Consider the following 21622-nt stretch of genomic DNA (forward strand, 5'->3'; position numbering starts at 1 on the left):
CGGCTTAGCGACCGAGATTGGTGAACGCCAGAGTCAACAGGAAGCTGTTGCCCGCCCGCGCGTCGCCGGTGTTCACATAGTCGCGCCGCCAGGTGAAGCCGAGCCGGAGGCAGTCGTCTTCATATTGCACGCCAAGCCGGTGCCGAATCGGATCGAACCCGTTCGACAGTGACAAGGCGTCCTCCGATCGGTCGGTCAGATCGATGACGGTCGATCCGAATGCGGACCAGAAGCGCGCGAATTGGACGCGGCCCGCCAACCGCACTTCCTCGCGGTCCTGCAAATCCTCGATCGAGGTGAAGATGTTACGCTTCAGGCGCAGATAGCCGATCTGGGCATAGGTGGTGCGCGAACCGACCGTCGCATCGATCTCGTTCCGACGCACCGCGAAGCTGTCCTTGTCCAGTCGGAAGCGATGGGTCAGCGAGACGAAATCGCGGAAGCGCAACTCGCTGCGCCCGACGATATCCGACCAGCGATCGGACAGGCCGGTGCCGGGATAGAGGATCGTCGGCCGATCGTTCAGGCGGAAACTCTGCCCCACGAGCGTGTCGAAGGTGAAGCCCGGCAAGGTCAGCGCCCATTGCGCACCATAGGTGATACGCGTCGAATCCTCGAATCGGTCGTAACCGGGGAAGCGGTTCAGCGCGAAGAGGTTGGAATCCTCCAGATCGACCGAGCGGGCATCCTCATTGGGGATTTCGATGTTGCGGATCTTGGGGCTGGCGACGATCTGTACGCGCGGCGTGAACCGCTGGCTGCCGCCCCAGAGTTCGCCGACGAACGGCCATTTCACGTCGACCGCCAACGCACCGATCCCGCGTCCCTGGAAACCGGCCAGGCCCTGATACACCAGCGGCGTGGTCGCGATGTTGTTCGCGTTATAGGCGTCGGCACGGCCATAGGCGGTAAAGGTCACTTCCTGACCCCAGTTGGTCAGGCGACGCAGATCCCAGCGCAGGCTGGCGAAGGCGCGCTGCGTGTCCTGTCCCGCCGTGCGACTGATCGCCAGCGTGTTCAGCTGCATCTCGAACTTGCCGCCGAGCAGCCCGTCGTCGAACCGGCGACGATAATCGAGTTCCGGCAGCGCGATCGGCTGCTGCCCCTGCGGATCGTTGACGCGCAGCGTCTCGACATACCAGCCGGTCAGCGAGAAATAGCTGTTGGCGTCGATATGCTCCAGGCTGGCGGTCGTCCGCAGCCGGTCGTCGCGCGAAATGTCGTAGCGACGCAGGAAGGTGCGGTCGGTGGTGATCCGCATCGAGCCGGAGAGGCTCCATTCTGGCGACAGCTGATAGCGGCCGACCGCATCCAGATAGCCGCGAAACGCCTGGCTGGTATCGGTTGGGTTCAGCGTGTTGAGGTCGTCGCTGCGGCGGCTGGCGGTGCCGTATCCGGTGATGCGGAACGCGCCGAGCGTGTTCAGCTCCTCATATTGCGCTTCCATCATTGGCAGCACGGCGGTGAAGACGTGCGGCGTGACGGTCAGGCCCTTATTGGGGGCCAGGCGCCAATAATAGGGTACGGCGACCTCGACCCCGTTCACCCGGTCGAGCCGGATATCGGGCGTCAGGAAACCACTATCGCCGCCGGGCCCGACCGGCGCGGACAGGCGCGGGAGCGGAATGGTCGGCAGGCCGAACAGGTTGAGCTTGGCGCCGGTGAAATAGACGCGCTCCCGGTCGGGGCGATAGGTGACGCGGACGGCGGTGATCTTCCAGGAGGGCTCCTTCGGGCAGCCCTCGGACGTCTCGACCGCGCACGGCGTATAGGCGGCACGATCGAGATTGATCGTCCCATCCGCCTCCCGCATGCCCTTCACGGCGGCGAGCCGTCCGCCCTGTTCCAGCACGACCAGCATATCGTTGACCACGCCGTCCTTCAGCGAATCGGTCAATTCGATCTGATCGCCATAGGCGATGTCGCCCTGCGGATTGGTGATCGCGATGTTGCCGGTCGCCAGAACCTTGCCCGTCTTGCGGTTCCAGGTCACCTTGTCGGCCCGCAGCCTTTCGCCCTCGCGGAACATCCGCACCTCGCCGGTCGCGGTCACGATATCGGCGTTGATATCATATTCCAGCTGATCGGCGCTGAAACGCACCTGATTGGGATCGGTCGGGGCCGCACCTTCACTGGGCGGAGGCGCGACGGGGCGATCCTGAAGGTCCTGCGCGGCGGCAGGCACGGCCATGAACAGGGCGAAGGGCAGGGCGCTGCCGGTCAGAAGCGTCATTCTGCGCACGATGATACCTGGTCCGTCCTTGCCGACATGATGATGCAGCCTCCCCCGGCAGGGCGACGCCTTGAAAGGCCTGCCTATCGCATCACCTGCGGCTTGCTGCAATCGCGCGCTTGCCACGACGGTCCAACACCCTAGATGATAGCAACTGTTACCAGTTCAGCAGAGGGTTTCCATGCAGATCGCCTTTACCTCCACCGTCGAAGCCGATGACGTGCTCGTCCTTCCCTTCCAGAAGGATGCGGTCGATACCGGCCGGATCGAAGGGGAGGGTGCGGCCGCACTCGCCAAGGCGGCGGTCGACGCCGCCCGCTTCAAGGGAGAGGCCGGTTCGATCGTCGAGCTGTTCGCCACGGTCGGCGGCACGGCCCGTCGCGTCCTGCTGCTGGGTGTCGGCGAAGGCAAGGAAGCGGACTGGCGCAAGGCCGGTGGGGCGCTGACCGCCAAGCTGCTGACCAACGCTACCTCGGCCTCGGTCGATCTGACCGGCCTGTCGACCAAGCCCGCCGCCGAGGCGGTCGCGAGCTTTGCCGGTGCGGCGGTCCAGCGCGGCTGGCGTCATGACGTCTATCGCACCAAGCTGCCCGAAACCTCCAAGCCGACGCTGACCAAGATCGCGATCGTCGATGCAGGGGCCGATGCGGAATCCGCCTATGCGCGCGTCCATGCGGTGAATGGCGGGCTGGAGCTGACCCGCACGCTCGTCTCGGAGCCGCCCAACAAGCTCTATCCGGAGACCTTTGTCGAGCGTGTGCTTGCCGATGTCGAGGGGCTCGGCCTGGAAGTCACGGTGCTCGACGAAGCTCAGATGCGCGACCTGGGTATGGGCGCGCTGCTCGGCGTCAGCCAGGGTTCGGTGCGCGAAGGGCGCCTGCTGGTTCTGAAGTGGAACGGCGGCGCGGCGGATGCCGAGACGCTGGCGCTAGTCGGCAAGGGCGTGACCTTCGACACCGGCGGCATTTCGATCAAGCCCGCAGCGGGCATGGAAGACATGAAGTGGGACATGGGCGGCGCCGGTGCGGTTGCCGGTGCCATGAAGGCGATCGCGGCGCGCAAGGCCAAGGCCAACGTCGTCGGCGTCATGGGTCTGGTTGAGAACATGCCGGACGGCAATGCACAGCGCCCCGGCGACGTCGTCACTTCGATGTCGGGTCAGACGATCGAAGTCATCAACACCGACGCGGAAGGTCGTCTGGTCCTGTGCGACGCGCTGACCTGGGTTCAGAAGACCCATTCACCCTCGACCATCGTCGATCTCGCCACGCTGACCGGGGCGATGATTATCAGCCTGGGCAGCGAACATGGCGGCCTGTTCGCCAATGACGACACGCTGGCCGAATCGCTGCTGGCGGCGGGCACCGCGACGGGCGAGAAGCTCTGGCGCTTCCCCTTGGCCGATGCCTATGACAAGCTGATCGACAGCCAGATCGCCGACATGAAGAATGTCGGCCCGCGCGGTGCGGGTTCGATCACGGCGGCGCAGTTCCTGAAGCGTTACATCAACGAAGGTGTCGCCTGGGCGCACCTCGATATCGCGGGCATGGTCTGGTCGGACAAGCCGGGCGTCAACCACGATAAGGGCGCGACCGGCTACGGCGTGCGCCTGCTCGACCAGTTCGTCGCGGATCAGTTCGACGCATAAGGGGCAGGGCGGCGCGATGCAGGTCGATTTCTATCATCTGACGATCGCGCCGCTCGACCGTCTGCTGCCCGTCATCGCCGAACGGGTGATGACGGGGGGCGGGCGCTTGCTGATCGTTAGCGGCGATGCCGACCAGCGAGCCGCGCTCGACCGGCAGCTGTGGATGATCCCGGCGGACGGCTTCCTGCCCCATGCCCAGGCGGGTGAAGGCGATGACACCGCCCAGCCCGTGCTGATCGCGGGCGACGTTCAGCCGGCCAACGGCGCGCGGCATGTCGCGCTGGCGGACGGGGTCTGGCGCGACGAGGCGTTGGCGTTCGACCGGGCGTTTCACTTCTTCGACGGCGACCGTATCGGCGAGGCACGCGCCGCCTGGAAGGGGCTGGCCGACCGGGATGGCGTCGAGCGCCGATACTGGAAACAGAACGACCAGGGGCGCTGGGAACAGGCGGCTTGATGCATTCCTCCCCTGCAAGGGGAGGTGGCAGTCCGCAGGACTGACGGAGGGGTGTCACCATCAGCGGGGACACCCCTCCACCAGCTTCGCTGGTCCCCCCCCCTTGCAGGGGGGGAAAGGAGCAGGGAGCGCCGCTTCACCATAAGACATTGCATTGCACCCCCGCCCCGACTAGGGCGGCGCCACTTCCAGCCACTCACTTATTCAGGAGCTGCGTGACCATCATGGCCGCGAACCGTACCTTTTCGATCATCAAGCCCGACGCAACCCGCCGCAACCTGACCGGCGCCGTCACCAAGATGCTGGAGGAAGCCGGCCTGCGCGTCGTCGCCTCGAAGCGCATTCAAATGACCCGCGAGCAGGCCGAAGGCTTCTATGCGGTCCACAAGGAGCGTCCCTTCTTCAACGATCTGGTCGAGTTCATGATCTCGGGTCCGGTCGTCGTGCAGGTGCTCGAGGGCGAGAACGCGATGCAGCGTAACCGCGACATCATGGGCGCGACCAACCCGGCGAATGCCGAGCCGGGCACGATCCGCAAGGAACTGGCCGAGTCGATCGAAGCCAACACGGTCCACGGTTCGGACTCGGACGAGAATGCCGAGATCGAGATCGCGTACTTCTTCAAGCCGGAAGAAATCGTCGGCTGATGGAATGGCGGCTGCGACGGGCCGGGCCGGGCGATGCGCCCGCGCTGTCGCTCGTCGCGGCCGCCACTTTCCTCGAGACGTTTGCCGGGACCATCGCCGGTCCCGACATGGTGCGCCACTGCGCACTGAATAGCTCGCCCGCCAAGTTCGACGCCTGGATCAGCGATCCGGCCTGCGTGGCGACTCTGGCGGAGCATCCCGACGGCGCGGCGCCGGTCGGCTATACGTTGCTCACGCCTCCCGATCTGCCGATTGAGACGGATGCGCGGGATATCGAGCTTCGCCGCATTTATACCCTGTCCCTGACGAACGGCACCGGCCTGGGGCACAGGCTGATGGCCAAGGCGATCGATGACGCGCGCGCCATGGGCCGCCGGCGTATGTTGCTGGGCGTGCTCGGCATCAACGAACGCGCCCGCAGTTTTTACGAGCGGGAAGGCTTTGCCCTGGCAGGGACCCGGCAGTTCCGGGTCGGCGACACCGTCTTTGACGATGTCGTTTACGCTCGAGACCTTTAACCCCGCCGGGCCGCCCAAGCCGCGTCGAGCTTGGCGGTGGTGCCGTTCCGGTCGCGCAGCCGCAATCCCTCCAGCCGCAGCGTACGTCCGCGAAGCAGGCGGCCATGGGTGCTCCAGATGATGTCGTAGAGGCCGGTCACGGTACGTGACGTATCGCCGTCCCAGTACCGAACCGTGATGAGCGCGGGCAGGCGTCCTTCCCGCATATCCGCCTTGCCGTCGGTCAGGGCCAGGATCGGCCCGGCGATCGGCTCGGCTTCGATGGCTGGATCGCCGACCGGGGCTTGGCGCCCGATGCCCGACGCCTTGGGGAAGTCGATCGAGACATCCTGCAGATCATGGTTCGGATCGCGCAGCAGCAGGCGGCGGCCGTCGCCATCGACCGTTCCGGTCAGGTCCAAACGGGCGCGCTCCTGCCGCTGGGCGCTCGCGGTAGCGGCCTTGTCCTGGGCGTCGCTGCGCCGCTGCGACCAGTTTAGGTACAGCGTCAGCGCCGCGACCATCAGCCCGGCCACCGCCACGAACTCCGCCAGCGTCAGCAGCCTTCGCCGTGACTTGGCGCGTTCGGCGGCCTCGTTCCCCGCCGGTTCGCTCATCGCCCGCCCGCCTCCAGCAATTCGGTCGGGGCGACCAGTTCCCAGCTGCGTGCGATCCGGTCCTCGACCAGCGTCCAGTCGCTGTCCGCACCCAGCGCGACTTCGCTCCAATGTGGTTCGCGTCCTTCATCGGCAACGCACAGATGGATCGTCGATGCGGTGCCGCTCACCCGCAGGAAGGGGGCGCCCTCGACCAGGAAGCGTGTTTCGCCGTCGCCAGCCTGCTCGGCCGTACCGGGCAGCAGCATGGCGATGTCGCGGATACGGGTCAGGAAATCGGTCATCGACGCACGAACTCCGTGAGTATTTGCGGGTACAAACCATGCTCCTCAACGAGCACGCGCGCCGCAAGTGCCGCCGCGTCGTCGCCAGGCAGGATCGGGACCTCGGCCTGACCCAGCACTTCGCCGTCATCCAGTTCCTCGGTCACGACATGGACCGAACAGCCCGCCTTGGCATCGCCCGCGGCAATGGCGCGCTGATGCGTGTCGAGCCCCTTGTAAAGCGGCAGCAGTGAGGGGTGGATATTGACGATACGACCCTGCCAACGCGAGACGAAATCACCCGACAGCAGCCGCATATAGCCCGCCAGCGCGATCACCTGAACGCCCGCATCGCGCAGCGCCTGATCGATCGCCGCTTCATAAGCGGGCTTGCCGATGCCCTTGGGCGACAGGGCAAAGGTCGCAATTCCCTGTTCCTGCGCCCAGGCCAGTCCAGCGGCGTCCGGCTTATCAGAGGCGACGAGCGCGACCTGATAGGCCGCGCCCGCTTCCCGCGACGCCGACACCAGCGACTGCATGTTGGAGCCCCGGCCGGAAATCAGGATGCCGACCTTGACCGGCGTGTCAGCCGACATGGGTCGCGGTCCAGTCCGCCCTGGCGCTCCAGGTGCCAGCCGAACCCTTGACGGTGCAGCCACGCTCGCCCGCTTCGACACGGCCGATGGTGACGACCGTCTCGCCAGCGGTGCGCAGGGTTTCGGCCACGGCGTCCGCCTGGTCGGCCGCGACGATGACTGCCATGCCGATGCCGCAGTTGAAGGTCCGCGCCATTTCCTCGGGCTCGATCCCGCCCTGCGCCTGCAGGAAGGCCATCAGGCGCGACTGCTCCCAGCCCTCCGCATCGACCACCGCATGCGCGCCCTTGGGAAGCACGCGCGGAATATTTTCGAGCAGGCCGCCGCCGGTGATATGCGCAAGGCCCTTGATTGTCCCCGCCTTGAGCGAGGGGAGCAGCGAGCGGACATAAATCCGAGTCGGGGCCATCAGCGCCTCGATCAGCAGCACGTCCTGATCGAACAGCGCCGGGCGGTCGAGCTTCCAGCCCTTGTCGGCGGCCAGGCGGCGAACCAGCGAGAAGCCGTTGGAATGGACACCGGAGGAGGCCAGACCCAGGATCACGTCGCCGTCGCCGATGGTCGCGCCGGTCAGGACCTGATCGCGCTCGACCGCGCCGACGCAGAAGCCCGCGAGATCATAGTCGCCCGGCGCATACATGCCCGGCATCTCGGCCGTTTCGCCGCCGATCAGCGCGCATCCGGCGATGCGGCATCCTTCGGCGATCGAGGCGATCACGCGTTCCGGTACATCGCCTTCCAGCTTGGCGGTCGCATAGTAATCGAGGAAAAACAGCGGCTCGGCGCCCTGCACCACGAGGTCGTTGGCGCACATGGCGACGAGGTCGATGCCCACGCCGTCATGGCGGTCATGCTCGATCGCAAGCTTCAGCTTGGTGCCGACGCCGTCATTGGCCGCGACCAGAAGCGGATCGGTGAAACCGGCGGCCTTCAAGTCGAAGAAACCGCCGAAGCCGCCCAGGTCGGCATCCGCGCCCGGCCGTCGCGTCGCCTTGGCGAGCGGGCCGATCGCGCGGACCAGCGCGTTACCGGCGGCGATCGAAACGCCAGCATCGGCATAGGTGTAAGACGCGCCCTTTTCGGCGGGCGAGGGGCTGGCGGACGGCGTGCTGTTGTCGGTCATGTTTGCCCGTTAGCTATATCGCGCTTGGATTTCCACGTCTGCTTCGCCAAAAGGCCGCGATGCGTTTGCGATTGCCCTCCCTCATGGCCGGTCTGGCCGCCCTTGCCGGGCTCGGCATAGGGGGCGGCGCGGTGCTCGCCCAGATCGAGGGGCAGACGCGCGGCGTCGCGCCGGTCGATAATGGCGGTTCCTATGAAGTGACGGGCGTCGCCGTCGACGTATCGGGCAAGACGGCGGAGGCCGCCCGGCTCGGCGGTTGGCGTATCGCGCAGCGCAAGGCCTGGGCCATGCTGGCTCAGCGTCTGGGGCGCAGCGGCACCGGCGCGTCGGACGGGCTGCTCGACTCGCTGGTCAGCGGTATCGTCATCGAAAATGAACAGATCGGCCCGACGCGCTACGTCGCCAAGCTCGGCGTGTTGTTCGACCGGGTTCGTGCCGCGTCCGTGCTGGGCGTGTCGGCCTATGCCGATCGCTCGCCGCCGATGCTGGTGATGCCGCTCCAGATTTCGGGTGGCGTGTCGCAGATGTTCGAGGCGCGCACGCCGTGGCAGCAGGCATGGGCACGCTTCCGTACCGGCAACAGTACGATCGACTATATCCGTCCCTCGGGCACCGGCGCGGAGCCGCTGCTGATGAATGCGGGGCAGATCGGGCGGCGGTCGCGCGGCTGGTGGCGCTCGATCCTCGATCAATATGGTGCGTCGGATATCCTCATCCCGGTCGTACACCTCTATCGCCAATGGCCGGGCGGGCCAGTGATCGGCGTGTTCGAGGCGCGGCATGGGCCGGACAATAGGCTGCTGGGCACAATTACCTTGCGCGTCGGGAATACGGACGGGTTGCCGCAATTGCTCGATACCGGCGTCGCACGGCTCGACGCCTTGTACCAGAAGGCGCTGGCAAGCGGGGCGCTGCATCCTGACGCCTCACTTCGCCCGCCGCCCAAGCCCGAAGCGGCGATCGTCGACGATACCGCGCCCGGTGAGGAGCCGATCGCCGGACTGGATGCCGCGATCACCGCGTCGGGGGCTGGGATCGCCGTCACGCTGCAATATGATGCGCCGACCGCCAGCGCCGTCGCCAACGCCGAAAGTCTCGTTCGGGGCATACCCGGCGTGGTCCGCGCAGGCACGACCAGCTTGGCGCTCGGCGGCGTGTCGATCATGGCTGTCACCTATGACGGCGATCCCGATCAGCTTCGCCGCGCGCTCGAGCAGCGCGGTCTTCAGGTGTCCGGATCGGGCACCACCCTTCGCATCCGGCGCGCACCGCAAGTGCCCGCGCCGGTGCCTCCATCGGATAGCGTGATTACCGGATGAACCAGATGGCGTTGCCGCTGCAATGGCCGGCCGACCCCCGATCCGATGCGTTCCTGCTGACCGATTCCAACCGGATGGCGGCACGGATGCTGGAACAATGGGAAGCGTGGCCGACCATGGCCGCGATCCTGACCGGCCCGCGCAAGTCGGGCCGCTCGCTGCTCGCGCGCATCTTCGCGGCCAAGAGCGGGGGCACGATCATCGACGATGCCGAGCGTGTGCCCGAGGTACAGATCTTCCACGCCTGGAACAGGGCGCAGGCCGATCGACTGCCGCTGTTGATCGTCGCCGACTCGCCGCCGCCGCGCTGGCAGGTGAAGCTGCCCGACCTGCGCTCGCGGCTGGCGAACAGCAGCCTGGCGGAGATCGGCGCGCCCGATGACGAGCTGGTCGCCGGGCTGTTCGAGCATCTGTTCGAGCGTCGTGGCCTGGATGCACGGCCCGACCTGATCGAGTGGCTGACCCTTCGGATCGAGCGTAGTCACCTTTCTGTCATCCGAGCGGTGGATATGCTCGACCAAGGGGCGATGGAACGGCGCGCGCGCTTGTCCATTCCCCTTGCACGATCCACTCTGATCGCGGCCGGTCTGATCGCCGAGCCGTAAGCCTTAAGCGAGACACGATGACCCGTCCTGCCCATATCGCGCAAATGTCAGAGCCTGACGACGACCATTTCGCAACGGAGCCGAACGGACGCTATTTCAATCGCGAACTCTCCTGGCTGGCCTTCAACCGCCGGGTGCTGGAAGAGGCGTGCAACACAGCGCATCCACTGTTGGAGCGGCTGCGGTTCCTGTCGATCTCGGGATCGAACCTCGACGAATTCTTCATGGTCCGCGTGGCGGGGCTGAAGGGGCAGCAGGCGCAGGATGTCGAACAGCGCTCGGTCGATGGCCTGACGCCGGGGCAGCAGCTGAGCGGTATCGTCGCCGAGGCGGATCGCCTGATGGCCAGCCAGCAGGAGGTCTGGGGCGACCTGCGCAACCTGCTGGATGAGGCGGGTATCTTTGTCCTGCGCCGCGACGCGATCGACCAGGAAGCGAACGCCTGGCTGGAAACCCATGTCCGCGAGCAGATCTTTCCGATCCTGACCCCCCAGGCGCTCGATCCGGCGCACCCGTTCCCGTTCATCCCGAACAAGGGCCTGTCGATGATCTTCGACCTGACCCGTGTTTCGGACAAGGAACCGATTCGCGAACTGGTGATGATCCCCGCCACCATGCCGCGCTTCGTCCGCCTGCCGGGCGAGGGCGCGCGCTATGTGTCGATCGAGACGATCCTGCGCCGTTTCTCGGGGCTGCTCTTCCCCGGCTATGTCGTCAACGGCGCCGCGACCTTCCGCGTGCTGCGCGACAGCGATATCGAGATCGAGGAAGAGGCGGAGGATCTGGTCCGCTATTTCGCCAACGCCATCAAGCGGCGGCGGCGCGGACGGGTGATCCGGCTGGAACTGGAAACCGGAATGCCCGACGAGCTGGCCGATGTGCTGCGCGGCGAACTGGGCGGGGCCGATGCGATCATTACCGAGAGCGGGAACCTGCTCGGTATCGGCGACCTCACCATGTTGGTCGATGAGGATCGCCCCGATCTGAAATTCCCGCCTTATTCCCCGCGTTTCCCGGAACGTATCCGGGAGTTTGCGGGCGACTGCTTCGCCGCGATCAAGGCCAAGGATATCGTCGTCCACCATCCGTACGAGACGTTCGAGGTCGTCATCGCCTTCCTGAAACAGGCGGCGGCGGACCCCGATGTCGTGGCGATCAAGCAGACGCTATACCGTGCGGGCAAACAGTCGGCGATCATCAACGCGCTGATCGCGGCGGCCGAGGCGGGCAAGTCGGTGACTGCGATCGTCGAATTGAAGGCGCGGTTTGACGAGGAGCAGAATCTCTATTGGGCCTCTGCTCTCGAACGGGCGGGCGTGCAGGTCGTGTACGGCTTCATCGATTGGAAGACCCACGCCAAGGTGTCGATGGTCGTCCGCCGCGAGGGCAGCGATTTCCGCACTTACTGCCATTTCGGCACGGGCAATTATCACCCCATCACCGCGCGCATCTATACCGATCTCAGCTTCTTCACCGCCGATCCGCTGCTCGGGCGCGATGCGGCGCAGATGTTCAACTATATCACCGGCTATGTCGAACCCGTGGCGATGAACCGGGTGAGCCTGTCGCCGCGCGACCTGCGCCACAATCTGATGGCGCTGATCGATGCCGAGATCGCCCATGCCCGCGCCGGGCGGACGGGCAGCCTGTGGGCCAAGGTCAACTCGCTGGTCGACCCCCTCATCATCGAAAAGCTCTATGAAGCGAGCGGGGCCGGGGTCGAGATCGACCTGATCGTGCGTGGCATCTGCTGCCTGCGACCGGGCGTCGAGGGGCTTTCGGACAATATCCGGGTCAAGTCGGTCGTCGGCCGCTTCCTCGAGCATAGCCGGATCTGGGCGTTCGGAGACGGCAAGGCGCTGCCCCATGACGCGGCTAAGTTGTTCATATCCTCGGCGGACTGGATGCCCCGGAACTTCGACCGCCGGGTTGAATATATGCTGCCCATCCTGAACCCGACCGTGCATGACCAGATTCTGGATCAGGTGATGGTCGCCAACCTGCTCGACAATGAACAGAGCTGGGAATTGGAGCCGGACGGCAGCTATGTCCGCGACACGCCGGGCGATCGCCCTTTCAACCTGCATCGGTATTTCATGACCAATCCCTCGCTTTCGGGGCGCGGTGCCGCGCTCGACACCAGCAAGGCGGTGCCCACCCTGTCGCTGCGGCGGCAGCGTTGACGGGCGCGCGATAAGCCATGCCAGGCTCCCGCGCGCCGCGTACGGCAATCATCGATATAGGCTCCAACTCGGTTCGCCTGGTCGTCTACCAGGGGCCACCGCGCCTGCCCGCCATTCTGTTCAACGAAAAGGTGATGGCCGGGCTGGGACGCGGACTGGCGGCGACCGGCGCGATCGATGCTGCGGCGCTTGGCAAGGCGCAGGTCGCGCTGGCGCGTTTCGCCAGCCTGGCGCGAGAGATGGGCGTCTCGACCCTGCGCACCGTGGCGACGGCGGCGGTGCGCGATGCTGCCAATGGCGGCGAACTGATCGCCTGCGCCGAGTCGCTGGGGCTGGAGGTCGAACTTCTGTCCGGCGAACAGGAGGCGATGGCGGCGGGCGAGGGGGTTCTCTCGGCCATTCCCGACGCCGACGGGATCGTCGGCGATCTGGGCGGAGGCAGCCTGGAACTGGTCCGTGTTCGAGACGGCGGCGTCGAGGATCGTGTTTCCTTCCCGCTCGGCGTCCTGCGCATCCCGGCCCTGCGCGAGAAGGGCGGCAAGGCATTCGAGCGGCATATCGGCCGCCTGATCGAGGATGCCGGTTGGGAAGGGCGCGGGCGCGGGCTGCCCTTCTATATGGTCGGCGGGTCGTGGCGCGCGCTGGCGCGGCTGGACATGACCCTGGCCGATTATCCGCTGCCGATCATCCATCACTACGAGCTGACGCCGCTCGACATATTGCGTCTGTCGCGGACGATCCCGCATCTCAGCAAGGCGCGCCTGCGCGAGGTGAAGGGGCTGTCGTCCAGCCGGGCCGCGACGCTCGCCGACGCGACCGCCCTGCTCGGCGTCCTGCTCAAGCATCTGGGTAGCAGCACGACCGTGGTGTCCGCCTTTGGTTTGCGGGAGGGGCTTCTCTATGGCGGACTGGATGCGAAGACCCGCGCGCTCGATCCGCTGATCGTCGCGGCGCGCGAGGAAGGACGTTTGCTGGGTCGTTTCCCCGAGCATGGCGATTTGCTGGAAAGCTGGATCGCGCCGCTGTTCGCGGGCGAAGCGGCGGCGGAGGCCAGGCTGCGCCACGCCGCCTGCCTGCTCGCCGATGTGGGCTGGCGCGCGAACCCCGAATTTCGCGCCGAGCGCGGCGTCGAAATTGCCTTGCATGGCAATTGGGTCGGTATCGACGCGGAGGCGCGGGCCATGCTGGCGCAGGCGCTGCATACCAGTCTGGGCGGCGGGTTGGACGTCCCTTCGCCGCTCGCCGAACTCGCCAGCCCCGCGCAATTGAAGCTGGCGACCAGCTGGGGCCTGGCGATCCGGCTGGGACAGCGGCTGAGCGGCGGACTGGCCGGTCCATTGGAGCGGACAGGGCTCGTCCTGAACGACAGCCAGCTCGGCCTGGCGATGCTGGAGGCCGATCGGGGCTTTTACGGCGAGGCGGTGGAGCGTCGCCATGCGACGCTGGCGACCGCTCTGGGCAAGACCCCGGTTCGGCTTACCCGCACTTGAGGCGAACGACCCGACCCTCGGCATCGGTTTCGATGTTGAGCCGGTCGGGTCGGTAATCCATCGTCACCGCATCGCCCGGCGCGATGACCCGCAATTCTCGAACACCGGCGCGCTTCTGCGTCGGCGCACGTAGCGCTTCGGTCCAGCGCTTGCCGATCAGATCGGCCACCTTGGCGTCACCGCAACCCGATACATCGGCGAGCCCCTGGGCTTTTGGCGTCGTCACGCAGGCTGCGAGCGGCAGGACAGCGAGGAGGACGGGAAAGCGGATCATGCCGCGTCCTCGGCGGTGCGCACCATCTTCAGCTTGCCGCCCTTCACGACGAAGCCCGTTCGCCCTTCGACCAGATCGAGTGCATCGCGACCGAATTGCTCGAACCGCCAGCCGTCGAGGACCGACAGGCCAGAGCGGACGCCCGCTGCCAGCATTTCCAGATCGTCGGCACGCGCCAGCAGGCGGGGGGCCACGTCGATGTCACGCGCACGAATCTTCAACAGCAGCTTGAGCAGATCGGCGACCAGCGCGCCCTCTCGCCCCAGCCCCGGCTTGCGGTCGTCACGAACGGGCAGTTCGTCGGCGCTGAGCGGCTCGGCACCCTCCAGCGCATCCATCAGGCGCGCGCCGATGTCGTTCCCTGCCCAGGTGGCCGACAGGCCGCGGACCTTGGCAAGGTCGGCCTGCTTGCGCGGCGGATGCCCGGCGAGGTCGGCCAGCGTCTCGTCCTTGATGATGCGGCCCCGCGGCAGGTCCTTGGCCTGCGCCTCCAGCTCGCGCCAGCGGGCCAGCGCCTTCAGGCGGCCGAGCATGTCCGGCTTGCGGCCCGAAACGCGGACGCGCTTCCAGGCGACATCGGGGTCGTTCGCATAATGCGCGGGATCCGCCAACCGCTCCATTTCCTGGTCCAGCCACGCCCCGCGCCCGGTCTTCCGGAGCCGCTCCAGCATCTTCGGGAAGATGGCGGCCAGATGGGTCACGTCGCCGATCGCGTAATCGACCTGGCGCTGGTCGAGCGGACGCCGCGACCAGTCGGTGAAGCGCGCACCCTTGTCGACCGAAATGCCCAGCCAGCTGTCGACCAGATTGGAATATCCGATCTGCTCACCCTGTCCCAAGGCCATGGCCGCGATCTGGGTGTCGAACAGAGGATGCGGGGTCTTGCCGGTCAGGTTGTAGATGATCTCGATATCCTGGCCTCCCGCGTGGAAGACCTTCAGCACCTGATCGTTGTTGACCAACAGGTCGAGCAGGGGGGTCATGTCCAGCCCCGGCGCCTTGGGATCGATTGCGGCGGCTTCTTGCGTGTCGGCGATCTGGATCAGGCAAAGCTCCGGCCAATAGGTGCTTTCCCGCATGAACTCGGTATCGACCATCACATAGTCGGCCTGCGAGAGACGGGCGCAGAGATTGGCGAGCGTGGCGCTGTCGGTAATCAACGGATGAACGTGCATCGCATGCACATAGCCCGGCTCACGCGGGTTGACAAAGAGGAACGCGCGAGAGGCGCATTCGGGCACACGGGCGGGCCTGGGGGATTGACAAAAAGGGGGCGGGCGGGGAAGCGGCAGCACTTTCCCCCGACGTACAGAGAATGTCCGCCATGCACGCCTATCGTACCCACACCTGCGCCGCGCTGACTGCTGAGGCGGTCGGCGAGACGGTTCGCCTGTCCGGCTGGGTCCATCGCAAGCGCGATCATGGCGGCGTGCTGTTCGTCGATCTGCGCGACCATTACGGCATCACCCAGATCGTCGCCGACAGCGACACGCCCGCGCTCGCCATCCTGGAAAGCGTCCGGGTCGAGTCGGTCGTGACGATCGACGGCGTGGTGAAGGCGCGCTCGGCTGGCACCGTGAACGCCAATCTGGCGACCGGCGAGATTGAGGTGTTCGCACGAGGCGCCACCGTGCTGTCGGCGGCCGAGGAACTGCCGATGCCGGTGGCGGGCGAGCAGGAGTATCCCGAGGATATCCGCCTGCGCTACCGCTTCCTCGACCTGCGTCGCGACACGCTCCATGCCAACATCGTGCGCCGGACCCAGGTGATCTCGGACATGCGGCGTCGCATGGAGACGGCGGGCTTCACCGAATATTCGACCCCGATCCTGACCGCGTCGTCGCCCGAGGGCGCGCGCGACTTCCTGGTGCCCAGCCGCATCCATCCGGGCAAGTTCTACGCGCTGCCCCAGGCGCCGCAGCAGTATAAGCAGCTGCTGATGGTCGCGGGCTTCGACCGCTATTTCCAGATCGCCCCGTGCTTCCGCGACGAGGACCCGCGCGCCGATCGCCTGCCGGGCGAGTTCTATCAGCTCGACCTGGAGATGAGCTTCGTCACCCAGGAAGAGGTGTGGGAGACGATGGAGCCGGTGATCGGCGGCATCTTCGAAAAATTCGCCGACGGCCGCACCGTGACCCCGACGGGTGAGTTCCCGCGTATCCCTTACTCGGAGTCGATGCTGAAGTACGGCAACGACAAGCCCGACCTGCGCAACCCGCTCATCATCACCGATGTGTCGGAGCATTTCACGACCTCGGGTTTCGGCCTGTTTGAGAAGATCGTCGGCTCGGGCGGCGTCGTCCGTGCGATCCCGGCGCCGAAGACTGCCGAGAAGAGCCGCAAGTTCTTCGACGAGATGAACGAATGGGCGCGCGCCGAGGGCCATGCGGGCTTGGGCTATGTCACCCGCAAGGGCGGCGAGTTTGGCGGGCCGATCGCCAAGAACCATGGCACCGAAGGCATGGAAGCGATCTACGCAGCACTCGGCCTCGGCCCCGATGACGGCCTGTTCTTTGCTGCGGGCAAGGTCGAGGCTGCGGCCAAGCTGGCTGGTCTCGCTCGCACCCGCGTCGCCGAGCAGCTCGGTCTGATCGAGGAGGGCGCGTTCCGTCTGTGCTGGATCGTCGACTTCCCCTTCTATGAGTGGGACGAGGACGAGAAGAAGGTCGAGTTCGCGCACAACCCCTTCTCGATGCCGCAGGGCGGTATGGAGGCGCTGAATTCCGCCGATCCGCTGTCGCTCAAGGCCTATCAATATGACCTGGTCTGCAACGGCTTCGAGATCGCGTCGGGTTCGATCCGCAACCAGAGCCCCGAGCTGATGGTCGCCGCGTTCGAGAAGGTCGGCCTGTCCAAGGCGGATGTCGAGGAGCGGTTCGGCGGCCTCTATCGCGCGTTCCAGTACGGCGCGCCGCCGCATGGTGGCATGGCCGCCGGTGTCGACCGGATCGTCATGCTGATCTGCGGCGCGCAGAACCTGCGCGAAATCTCGCTGTTCCCGATGAACCAGCGTGCCGAGGACCTGCTGATGGGCGCGCCCAGCCTGCCCAGCAACAAGCAAATGCGCGAGCTGTCGCTGCGCTCGACGGCAGAGCCGAAGAAGGATGTGGATCAGGTCGTCGCCGCCTCGGCGGGCTGACCCGGGTCTAAGGGATAAGTAAAAAGGGCGGGCGCCGGATGCGGCGTCCGCCCTTTTCCTATGGGTCCGGGCACGGGGCCCGGACCAACAACATTATGCGGTGGCCAGCGCCGGGGTGGCGGGCTGGAACTCGCCACTATCGTCCATCAGGTGCAGCACGCCATCGGCGATCGCGAAATAGGCACCGCGCAGCGTCAGCTTGCCCGCATCCTCACGCTTGGTGACGAAGGGGAAGGTTCGCAGGTTCGCGATCGAGGTGCGAACCGACTCCAGCTCCATCTCGCGCATCGCATTGGCGTCTGCCGCGTCGCCATGCTTCGCGATGACCTTTTCTCGCGCATCGTCGAGCAGGCTCACCCAGTCGGAGACGAAACCGCCTTCACCCTGCGGCGCATGGGCAAACCCTTGCGTCAGTGCCGCCTTGCAGCCGCCGCAGGCGCCATGGCCCATGACGACGACGTCGGTCACTTCCAGCTGCGTCACCGCGAATTCCAGCGCGGCCGATACGCCGTGATGTCCACCGCCGGTCTCAAACGGGGGAACCAGATTGGCGACGTTGCGCACGACGAAGATCTCGCCGGGCAGCGTGTCGAAGATCTGGGCCGGATCGACGCGGCTGTCCGAGCAGGCGATGACCATCACCTTGGGGCTCTGGCCTTCCTTCAATTCGGCCCAGCGGTCGCGCTGGCGACGCCAATCGGAGGTCCGAAAGCGCTGATAGCCATCCACGAGGTCGTTAAAGTCGGTCATTGATCTCTCTTATCCAGTTCAGGAAACCGTACTGTATCGAGCGAACCCGAGCAGGGCCGTTTCGGTTCCATATCAAAGTATGTCTGACACCACCATGTCCCCCGCATGTCGCGTCCGACGCGCGAGGCATTGTGTCCGGCCCTGACCATCGCTATTTCGCGAGCCATGAACGAGTTGACACCGTTGGTCGCGCCGGTGCGCGCGCGCAAGCCGGACTGGATCCGCGTCAAGGCCCCGACGAGCGCCGGTTTCGCCGCCACCCGCGAGCTGATGCGGGCCAAGAGCCTGACGACCGTTTGCGAAGAGGCTGCCTGCCCGAACATCGGCGAATGCTGGTCGAAGAAGCATGCGACCGTCATGATCCTGGGCGATACCTGCACCCGCGCCTGCGCCTTCTGCAACGTGAAGACCGGCATGCCGCGCAAGGTCGACGCGATGGAGCCGCAGAATGTCGCCGATGCCGCCGCGCAGATGGGGTTGAAGCACATTGTCGTCACCTCCGTCGACCGCGACGACCTGCCCGATGGCGGCGCGTCGCAGTTCGTGAAGGTGATCCAGGCGCTGCGTCGCACGACGCCCGATACGACGATCGAAATCCTGACGCCCGACTTCCGCAACAAGGCGCAGGCCGCGATCGAGTCGATCGTCGAAGCGCGGCCTGACGTGTACAACCATAATCTGGAGACGGTCCCCAGGCTGTACCCGACGATCCGACCGGGCGCGCGCTATTATGCGTCGCTGCGCCTGCTGGAGAGCGTGAAGCGCCACGATCCGTCGATCTTCACCAAGTCCGGCGTCATGCTCGGCCTCGGCGAGGAGCGGCTGGAGGTCCATCAGGTGATGGATGACATGCGCTCGGCCGATATCGATTTCCTGACCATGGGCCAGTATCTCCAGCCGACGCCGCGCCATGCCAAGGTCGCCGAGTTCGTGACGCCGAAGGCATTCGACGCCTATGCCGCAATCGCGCGGGCGAAGGGGTTCCTGCTGGTCGCCAGTTCGCCGCTGACCCGCTCAAGCTATCACGCGGGCGACGATTTCGAGCGGCTGCGGTCGGCCCGCGAGGCGAAGCTCGCAAGCGCGCGCTGATGCCCAAGCATAGCGAGACGCGGCATCTGCCCTATACGCCGGAGCAGATGTTCGATCTGGTCGCCGACGTGGCCCGCTATCCGGAGTTCCTGCCCTGGGTATCGGCGATGCGCGTCCGCTCGGACACGCCGACAGAAACGGTGGCCGACATGATCGTGGGCTTCAAGGGGTTGCGCGAGACGTTCACCAGCCGGGTCACCAAGGACCGGCCGGGATCGATCGACGTCGAATATCTCGACGGGCCGCTAAAGTATCTGCGCAACAACTGGCGCTTCCGCCCCGAGGAACAGGGCTGCGCGGTCGACTTCACGGTCGACTTCGCGTTCAAGAACCGGGTGTTCGAGATGCTGGCGGGGCAGGTGTTCGGCACTGCCCTTCGCCGCATGATCGGCGCGTTCGAGGATCGCGCCGCCAGGCTTTACGGCAGCAACAACTCCAGCGCCAACAGCGCGGCCTGAAGCCGGATACCGCCGCGACCGATATCGCCGAACTCGTGCCGTTCGGCCTTCACGTCTTCGGGATCGCCGCCGCGTAGCGCCTGGGCGAAGACGACGGTGCCAACCGGCTTCTTCGCCGTGCCGCCGCCGGGGCCCGCCACGCCGGTGATCGCGACGGCCACGTCCGCATCGCTGGCGGCCAGCACGCCTTGCGCCATGCCCCAGGCGGTGGCGGTCGACACGGCGCCGAAGGTGTCAATCACTTCCGGATTGACCTTCAACAGATTGATCTTCGCCTGATTTGAATAGGTAACGAACCCAGCCTCGACGACGTCGGACGATCCGGGAATTTCGGTCAGGGCCGCCGCCACCAAGCCGCCGGTGCAGCTTTCGGCCAAGGCCACGCGACGCCCCGCCGCGCGGTTGGCGACGACCACGCGTTCGGCCAGCTCGATCAGCTCGCGGGGGAGAATGAAGTCCATATCAGTTTCCGTTGGTGCATAGCGGCAGGTCGGGCACGGCCACTTGCCGTCCGCGTGCCTTTTCCGTCTTGAGATATTGCAGCGCGGTCACGACCACTCCGGCCATATTGCGCGGGGGCAGGGGGGCCAGCTGGGTCACCAGCCGGTCGATCGTCCCGCAATCGTCCAGTCCGATCCGGCCGACGATGAAAGGCACGAGCAAGGAGGTCAACAGCGGCCGGGCATAGTCCGATTGAAGCAGCGTATTGATCGCGGGATCGGACAGCTTGACGATTGCGGCCTTCGCGGCGGGCCAGGCCTGATCGGCCGCGCTTTCATATTTGGAGATCAGCGAGCCGCCGCCGCGGATCAGGCTGTTGGCGGGCAGCCGCGCGCCGCAGACCCGGCCGGTCTCACGCAAGATATCCGGCATGGCGACCAGCGTCATCGCCTCCGCCTCGGGCGCGGTGATGCAGGCCCGCTGCGCGGTCGCCATTTCGGGGGCGACCAGCGCCGAAAGCGCGAGGATCAGGCCCAGCCGCTTCATGCAGCAGCTCCGCCGGGCAAGCGGATGGTCGCCACCGCCTGGGTCGCGATGCCTTCGCCGCGTCCGGTGAAACCCAGCCGCTCGGTGGTGGTGGCCTTCAGGCTGACCCGGCTCTGATCGATGTTCAGAAGTCCTGCGATCCGCTCGACCATGGCGGCACGGTGCGGGCCGATCTTGGGAGCCTCGCAGATGATGGTCAGGTCGACGAAATCGATCCGCCCGCCCCTGTCCGCGATCAGCTTGGCCGCATGCTGCAGGAACTGGCCCGATTCGGCCCCCTTCCACTGCGGATCGCTGGGGGGGAAGTGCGTGCCGATATCGCCCGCCGCGATGGTGCCGAGCAGCGCGTCGGTCAACGCGTGGAGCGCGACATCGGCATCGCTATGCCCCGACAGGCCTTGGTGATGCGGGATGAGCACGCCGCCCAGCCACAATTCCTCGCCATCCTCAAGCCGATGGACGTCATAGCCCATCGCAGTCCGGGTTTCCCAGGTCAGGCGCATATCGGCTCCAGTCATGTCGTCGGGATAGGTAATTTTCTCGAGCATGGCATCGCCCTGCACCAAAGCGACGCGCCCGCCAAGCCGTCGCACCATCTGCGCATCGTCCGTCGCTTCCGCATTGGCGGGCCATGCCGCATGGGCGGCGATCACGGCTTGCAGGTGGAAACCCTGCGGGGTCTGGACGCGGACCACACCGTCGCGGGGGACGGTTTCGCCGAGCATATCAGCGAGGGAGCGGGCAAGAGTGTCGGCAACGGGCAGGACCGGCATCGCCCCGTCCGCCGAGGCGAGCCCCGCCAGCACGCGGTCGATGACCTCTACGGATAGGAATGGTCGCGCGGCGTCATGGATCAGCACCTGTGTGACACCGGCGAGCGCCAGATGACGCAGCCCGCGTGCCACCGACTCACGCCGACTGGCACCGCCCGTTTCGACCCATGCGTTCGACAGGATCGAGCGGGCATGATCGATCTGTTCCTCCGCGATCATCGTGAGGACGAGGTCGACGGCCGGGTGAGAGGCGAAGGCGTCGTGGCTCCAGCGAAGCATCGGCCGTCCACCGAGGTCCCGAAACTGCTTCGGCATGCCGCTACCCATGCGGGAACCCCCGCCCGCCGCGACGATCAGGGCTGCGATCTTTCCATTCTGGCTCATCGACTTCGCCTAGCGGCTTTTGGGGCTCCTCGCCAATCTTGCCAATATGGCCCTATTGGCCTATGGCGAGTGCTTAATTTTCAGGCAGTA

The 21622-nt window shown here is 66.1% G+C and carries 22 protein-coding genes; 11 read left to right on the forward strand and 11 right to left on the reverse strand.

Annotated elements, in window-relative coordinates; all coding sequences use genetic code 11:
- Positions 1–4: 4 nt before the first annotated feature.
- Complete coding sequence (locus tag AC1GI4_RS01750; protein WP_479628322.1) at positions 5–2233, reverse strand: LPS-assembly protein LptD; 2229 nt, start codon at positions 2231–2233, stop codon at positions 5–7.
- A 181-nt stretch (positions 2234–2414) separates the two neighbouring features.
- On the opposite strand from AC1GI4_RS01750, the gene AC1GI4_RS01755 reads away from it, so the two are divergent.
- The 4 genes from AC1GI4_RS01755 to AC1GI4_RS01770 all read left to right on the forward strand — a co-directional run bounded on the left by AC1GI4_RS01755 (position 2415) and on the right by AC1GI4_RS01770 (position 5503).
- Complete coding sequence (locus tag AC1GI4_RS01755; RefSeq protein ID WP_479628323.1) at positions 2415–3881, forward strand: leucyl aminopeptidase; 1467 nt, start codon at positions 2415–2417, stop codon at positions 3879–3881.
- A 16-nt stretch (positions 3882–3897) separates the two neighbouring features.
- Positions 3898–4338 carry a DNA polymerase III subunit chi gene (locus AC1GI4_RS01760; RefSeq protein ID WP_479628324.1) on the forward strand — a complete coding sequence of 147 codons (441 nt, stop codon included), beginning with the start codon at positions 3898–3900 and terminating at the stop codon, positions 4336–4338.
- A gap of 224 nt (positions 4339–4562) precedes the next feature.
- A complete protein-coding gene (ndk, locus tag AC1GI4_RS01765; RefSeq protein WP_007403624.1) occupies positions 4563–4985 on the forward strand; it encodes a nucleoside-diphosphate kinase in 423 nt (140 codons plus the stop codon).
- A complete protein-coding gene (locus AC1GI4_RS01770; RefSeq protein WP_479628325.1) occupies positions 4985–5503 on the forward strand; it encodes a GNAT family N-acetyltransferase in 519 nt (172 codons plus the stop codon). Before ndk ends, AC1GI4_RS01770 begins: the two co-directional genes overlap by 1 nt.
- Here the strand turns inward: AC1GI4_RS01770 and AC1GI4_RS01775 are convergent.
- Genes AC1GI4_RS01775 through purM form a run of 4 tightly spaced genes read right to left on the reverse strand, consistent with a single transcriptional unit; the run spans position 5500 to position 8081 of the window.
- Positions 5500–6099 carry a hypothetical protein gene (locus AC1GI4_RS01775; RefSeq protein ID WP_479628326.1) on the reverse strand — a complete coding sequence of 200 codons (600 nt, stop codon included), beginning with the start codon at positions 6097–6099 and terminating at the stop codon, positions 5500–5502. The genes AC1GI4_RS01770 and AC1GI4_RS01775 overlap by 4 nt on opposite strands.
- Positions 6096–6383, reverse strand: coding sequence for an MmcQ/YjbR family DNA-binding protein (locus tag AC1GI4_RS01780; protein WP_479628327.1), 288 nt, complete (start codon positions 6381–6383; stop codon positions 6096–6098). Before AC1GI4_RS01780 ends, AC1GI4_RS01775 begins: the two co-directional genes overlap by 4 nt.
- A complete protein-coding gene (purN, locus tag AC1GI4_RS01785; protein WP_479628328.1) occupies positions 6380–6958 on the reverse strand; it encodes a phosphoribosylglycinamide formyltransferase in 579 nt (192 codons plus the stop codon). The genes AC1GI4_RS01780 and purN overlap by 4 nt, the downstream gene beginning before the upstream one ends.
- On the reverse strand, positions 6948–8081 hold the full coding sequence (gene purM, locus AC1GI4_RS01790) for a phosphoribosylformylglycinamidine cyclo-ligase (protein ID WP_479628329.1): 1134 nt from the start codon (positions 8079–8081) through the stop codon (positions 6948–6950). Before purM ends, purN begins: the two co-directional genes overlap by 11 nt.
- A gap of 59 nt (positions 8082–8140) precedes the next feature.
- On the opposite strand from purM, the gene AC1GI4_RS01795 reads away from it, so the two are divergent.
- Genes AC1GI4_RS01795 through AC1GI4_RS01810 form a run of 4 tightly spaced genes read left to right on the forward strand, consistent with a single transcriptional unit; the run spans position 8141 to position 13678 of the window.
- Positions 8141–9400, forward strand: a complete 1260-nt coding sequence (locus AC1GI4_RS01795; protein WP_479628330.1) for a heavy-metal-associated domain-containing protein — start codon at positions 8141–8143, stop codon at positions 9398–9400.
- A complete protein-coding gene (locus AC1GI4_RS01800; protein WP_042482335.1) occupies positions 9397–10005 on the forward strand; it encodes an HdaA/DnaA family protein in 609 nt (202 codons plus the stop codon). The genes AC1GI4_RS01795 and AC1GI4_RS01800 overlap by 4 nt, the downstream gene beginning before the upstream one ends.
- A 17-nt stretch (positions 10006–10022) precedes the next feature.
- Entirely contained in the window at positions 10023–12188 is a 2166-nt protein-coding gene (locus AC1GI4_RS01805; protein WP_433910580.1) for an RNA degradosome polyphosphate kinase, read from the forward strand.
- Positions 12189–12205: 17 nt separating this feature from the next.
- On the forward strand, positions 12206–13678 hold the full coding sequence (locus AC1GI4_RS01810; RefSeq protein WP_479628331.1) for a Ppx/GppA phosphatase family protein: 1473 nt from the start codon (positions 12206–12208) through the stop codon (positions 13676–13678).
- On the opposite strand, the gene AC1GI4_RS01815 is transcribed toward AC1GI4_RS01810, so the two are convergent.
- Positions 13665–13952, reverse strand: a complete 288-nt coding sequence (locus tag AC1GI4_RS01815) for an I78 family peptidase inhibitor (RefSeq protein WP_479628332.1) — start codon at positions 13950–13952, stop codon at positions 13665–13667. The genes AC1GI4_RS01810 and AC1GI4_RS01815 overlap by 14 nt on opposite strands.
- Positions 13949–15127 (reverse strand): ribonuclease D, encoded by a 1179-nt coding sequence (rnd, locus tag AC1GI4_RS01820; protein ID WP_479628333.1) that lies wholly within the window; start codon positions 15125–15127, stop codon positions 13949–13951. Before rnd ends, AC1GI4_RS01815 begins: the two co-directional genes overlap by 4 nt.
- A 149-nt stretch (positions 15128–15276) precedes the next feature.
- On the opposite strand from rnd, the gene aspS reads away from it, so the two are divergent.
- Positions 15277–17091 (forward strand): aspartate--tRNA ligase, encoded by a 1815-nt coding sequence (aspS, locus tag AC1GI4_RS01825; RefSeq protein ID WP_479628334.1) that lies wholly within the window; start codon positions 15277–15279, stop codon positions 17089–17091.
- Between the two features lie 93 nt (positions 17092–17184).
- On the opposite strand, the gene AC1GI4_RS01830 is transcribed toward aspS, so the two are convergent.
- A complete protein-coding gene (locus AC1GI4_RS01830) occupies positions 17185–17841 on the reverse strand; it encodes a carbonic anhydrase (protein WP_294272589.1) in 657 nt (218 codons plus the stop codon).
- Between the two features lie 165 nt (positions 17842–18006).
- Here AC1GI4_RS01830 and lipA point away from each other — a divergent pair, with 165 nt between their 5' ends.
- Both lipA and AC1GI4_RS01840 read left to right on the forward strand, forming a co-directional pair.
- Positions 18007–18930 (forward strand): lipoyl synthase, encoded by a 924-nt coding sequence (lipA, locus tag AC1GI4_RS01835; protein ID WP_294272585.1) that lies wholly within the window; start codon positions 18007–18009, stop codon positions 18928–18930.
- The gene (locus AC1GI4_RS01840) at positions 18930–19388 is read left to right on the forward strand and encodes a type II toxin-antitoxin system RatA family toxin (protein ID WP_479628335.1); all 459 of its coding nucleotides are present in this window, start codon (positions 18930–18932) and stop codon (positions 19386–19388) included. The genes lipA and AC1GI4_RS01840 overlap by 1 nt, the downstream gene beginning before the upstream one ends.
- On the opposite strand, the gene AC1GI4_RS01845 is transcribed toward AC1GI4_RS01840, so the two are convergent.
- From AC1GI4_RS01845 to AC1GI4_RS01855, 3 genes are read right to left on the reverse strand one after another with little or no spacing between them, the layout of a single operon-like run.
- Entirely contained in the window at positions 19349–19849 is a 501-nt protein-coding gene (locus AC1GI4_RS01845) for a CinA family protein (protein WP_294272579.1), read from the reverse strand. The genes AC1GI4_RS01840 and AC1GI4_RS01845 overlap by 40 nt on opposite strands.
- Before the next feature lies 1 nt (position 19850).
- Positions 19851–20375 carry a hypothetical protein gene (locus AC1GI4_RS01850; RefSeq protein WP_294272576.1) on the reverse strand — a complete coding sequence of 175 codons (525 nt, stop codon included), beginning with the start codon at positions 20373–20375 and terminating at the stop codon, positions 19851–19853.
- On the reverse strand, positions 20372–21532 hold the full coding sequence (locus AC1GI4_RS01855) for a bifunctional 2-C-methyl-D-erythritol 4-phosphate cytidylyltransferase/2-C-methyl-D-erythritol 2,4-cyclodiphosphate synthase (protein WP_479628336.1): 1161 nt from the start codon (positions 21530–21532) through the stop codon (positions 20372–20374). Before AC1GI4_RS01855 ends, AC1GI4_RS01850 begins: the two co-directional genes overlap by 4 nt.
- Positions 21533–21622 lie beyond the last annotated feature (90 nt).

The sequence above is a fragment of the Sphingomonas sp. 77B genome (genome assembly GCF_056497825.1).

Coding starts and splice junctions, on each gene's coding strand:
- AC1GI4_RS01750 (WP_479628322.1), bottom strand. CDS start 2,233: ATGACGCTTCTGACCGGCAGCGCCCTGCCCTTCGCCCTGTTCATGGCC.
- AC1GI4_RS01755 (WP_479628323.1), top strand. CDS start 2,415: ATGCAGATCGCCTTTACCTCCACCGTCGAAGCCGATGACGTGCTCGTC.
- AC1GI4_RS01760 (WP_479628324.1), top strand. CDS start 3,898: ATGCAGGTCGATTTCTATCATCTGACGATCGCGCCGCTCGACCGTCTG.
- ndk (WP_007403624.1), top strand. CDS start 4,563: ATGGCCGCGAACCGTACCTTTTCGATCATCAAGCCCGACGCAACCCGC.
- AC1GI4_RS01770 (WP_479628325.1), top strand. CDS start 4,985: ATGGAATGGCGGCTGCGACGGGCCGGGCCGGGCGATGCGCCCGCGCTG.
- AC1GI4_RS01775 (WP_479628326.1), bottom strand. CDS start 6,099: ATGAGCGAACCGGCGGGGAACGAGGCCGCCGAACGCGCCAAGTCACGG.
- AC1GI4_RS01780 (WP_479628327.1), bottom strand. CDS start 6,383: ATGACCGATTTCCTGACCCGTATCCGCGACATCGCCATGCTGCTGCCC.
- purN (WP_479628328.1), bottom strand. CDS start 6,958: ATGTCGGCTGACACGCCGGTCAAGGTCGGCATCCTGATTTCCGGCCGG.
- purM (WP_479628329.1), bottom strand. CDS start 8,081: ATGACCGACAACAGCACGCCGTCCGCCAGCCCCTCGCCCGCCGAAAAG.
- AC1GI4_RS01795 (WP_479628330.1), top strand. CDS start 8,141: ATGCGTTTGCGATTGCCCTCCCTCATGGCCGGTCTGGCCGCCCTTGCC.
- AC1GI4_RS01800 (WP_042482335.1), top strand. CDS start 9,397: ATGAACCAGATGGCGTTGCCGCTGCAATGGCCGGCCGACCCCCGATCC.
- AC1GI4_RS01805 (WP_433910580.1), top strand. CDS start 10,023: ATGACCCGTCCTGCCCATATCGCGCAAATGTCAGAGCCTGACGACGAC.
- AC1GI4_RS01810 (WP_479628331.1), top strand. CDS start 12,206: ATGCCAGGCTCCCGCGCGCCGCGTACGGCAATCATCGATATAGGCTCC.
- AC1GI4_RS01815 (WP_479628332.1), bottom strand. CDS start 13,952: ATGATCCGCTTTCCCGTCCTCCTCGCTGTCCTGCCGCTCGCAGCCTGC.
- rnd (WP_479628333.1), bottom strand. CDS start 15,127: ATGCACGTTCATCCGTTGATTACCGACAGCGCCACGCTCGCCAATCTC.
- aspS (WP_479628334.1), top strand. CDS start 15,277: ATGCACGCCTATCGTACCCACACCTGCGCCGCGCTGACTGCTGAGGCG.
- AC1GI4_RS01830 (WP_294272589.1), bottom strand. CDS start 17,841: ATGACCGACTTTAACGACCTCGTGGATGGCTATCAGCGCTTTCGGACC.
- lipA (WP_294272585.1), top strand. CDS start 18,007: ATGAACGAGTTGACACCGTTGGTCGCGCCGGTGCGCGCGCGCAAGCCG.
- AC1GI4_RS01840 (WP_479628335.1), top strand. CDS start 18,930: ATGCCCAAGCATAGCGAGACGCGGCATCTGCCCTATACGCCGGAGCAG.
- AC1GI4_RS01845 (WP_294272579.1), bottom strand. CDS start 19,849: ATGGACTTCATTCTCCCCCGCGAGCTGATCGAGCTGGCCGAACGCGTG.
- AC1GI4_RS01850 (WP_294272576.1), bottom strand. CDS start 20,375: ATGAAGCGGCTGGGCCTGATCCTCGCGCTTTCGGCGCTGGTCGCCCCC.
- AC1GI4_RS01855 (WP_479628336.1), bottom strand. CDS start 21,532: ATGAGCCAGAATGGAAAGATCGCAGCCCTGATCGTCGCGGCGGGCGGG.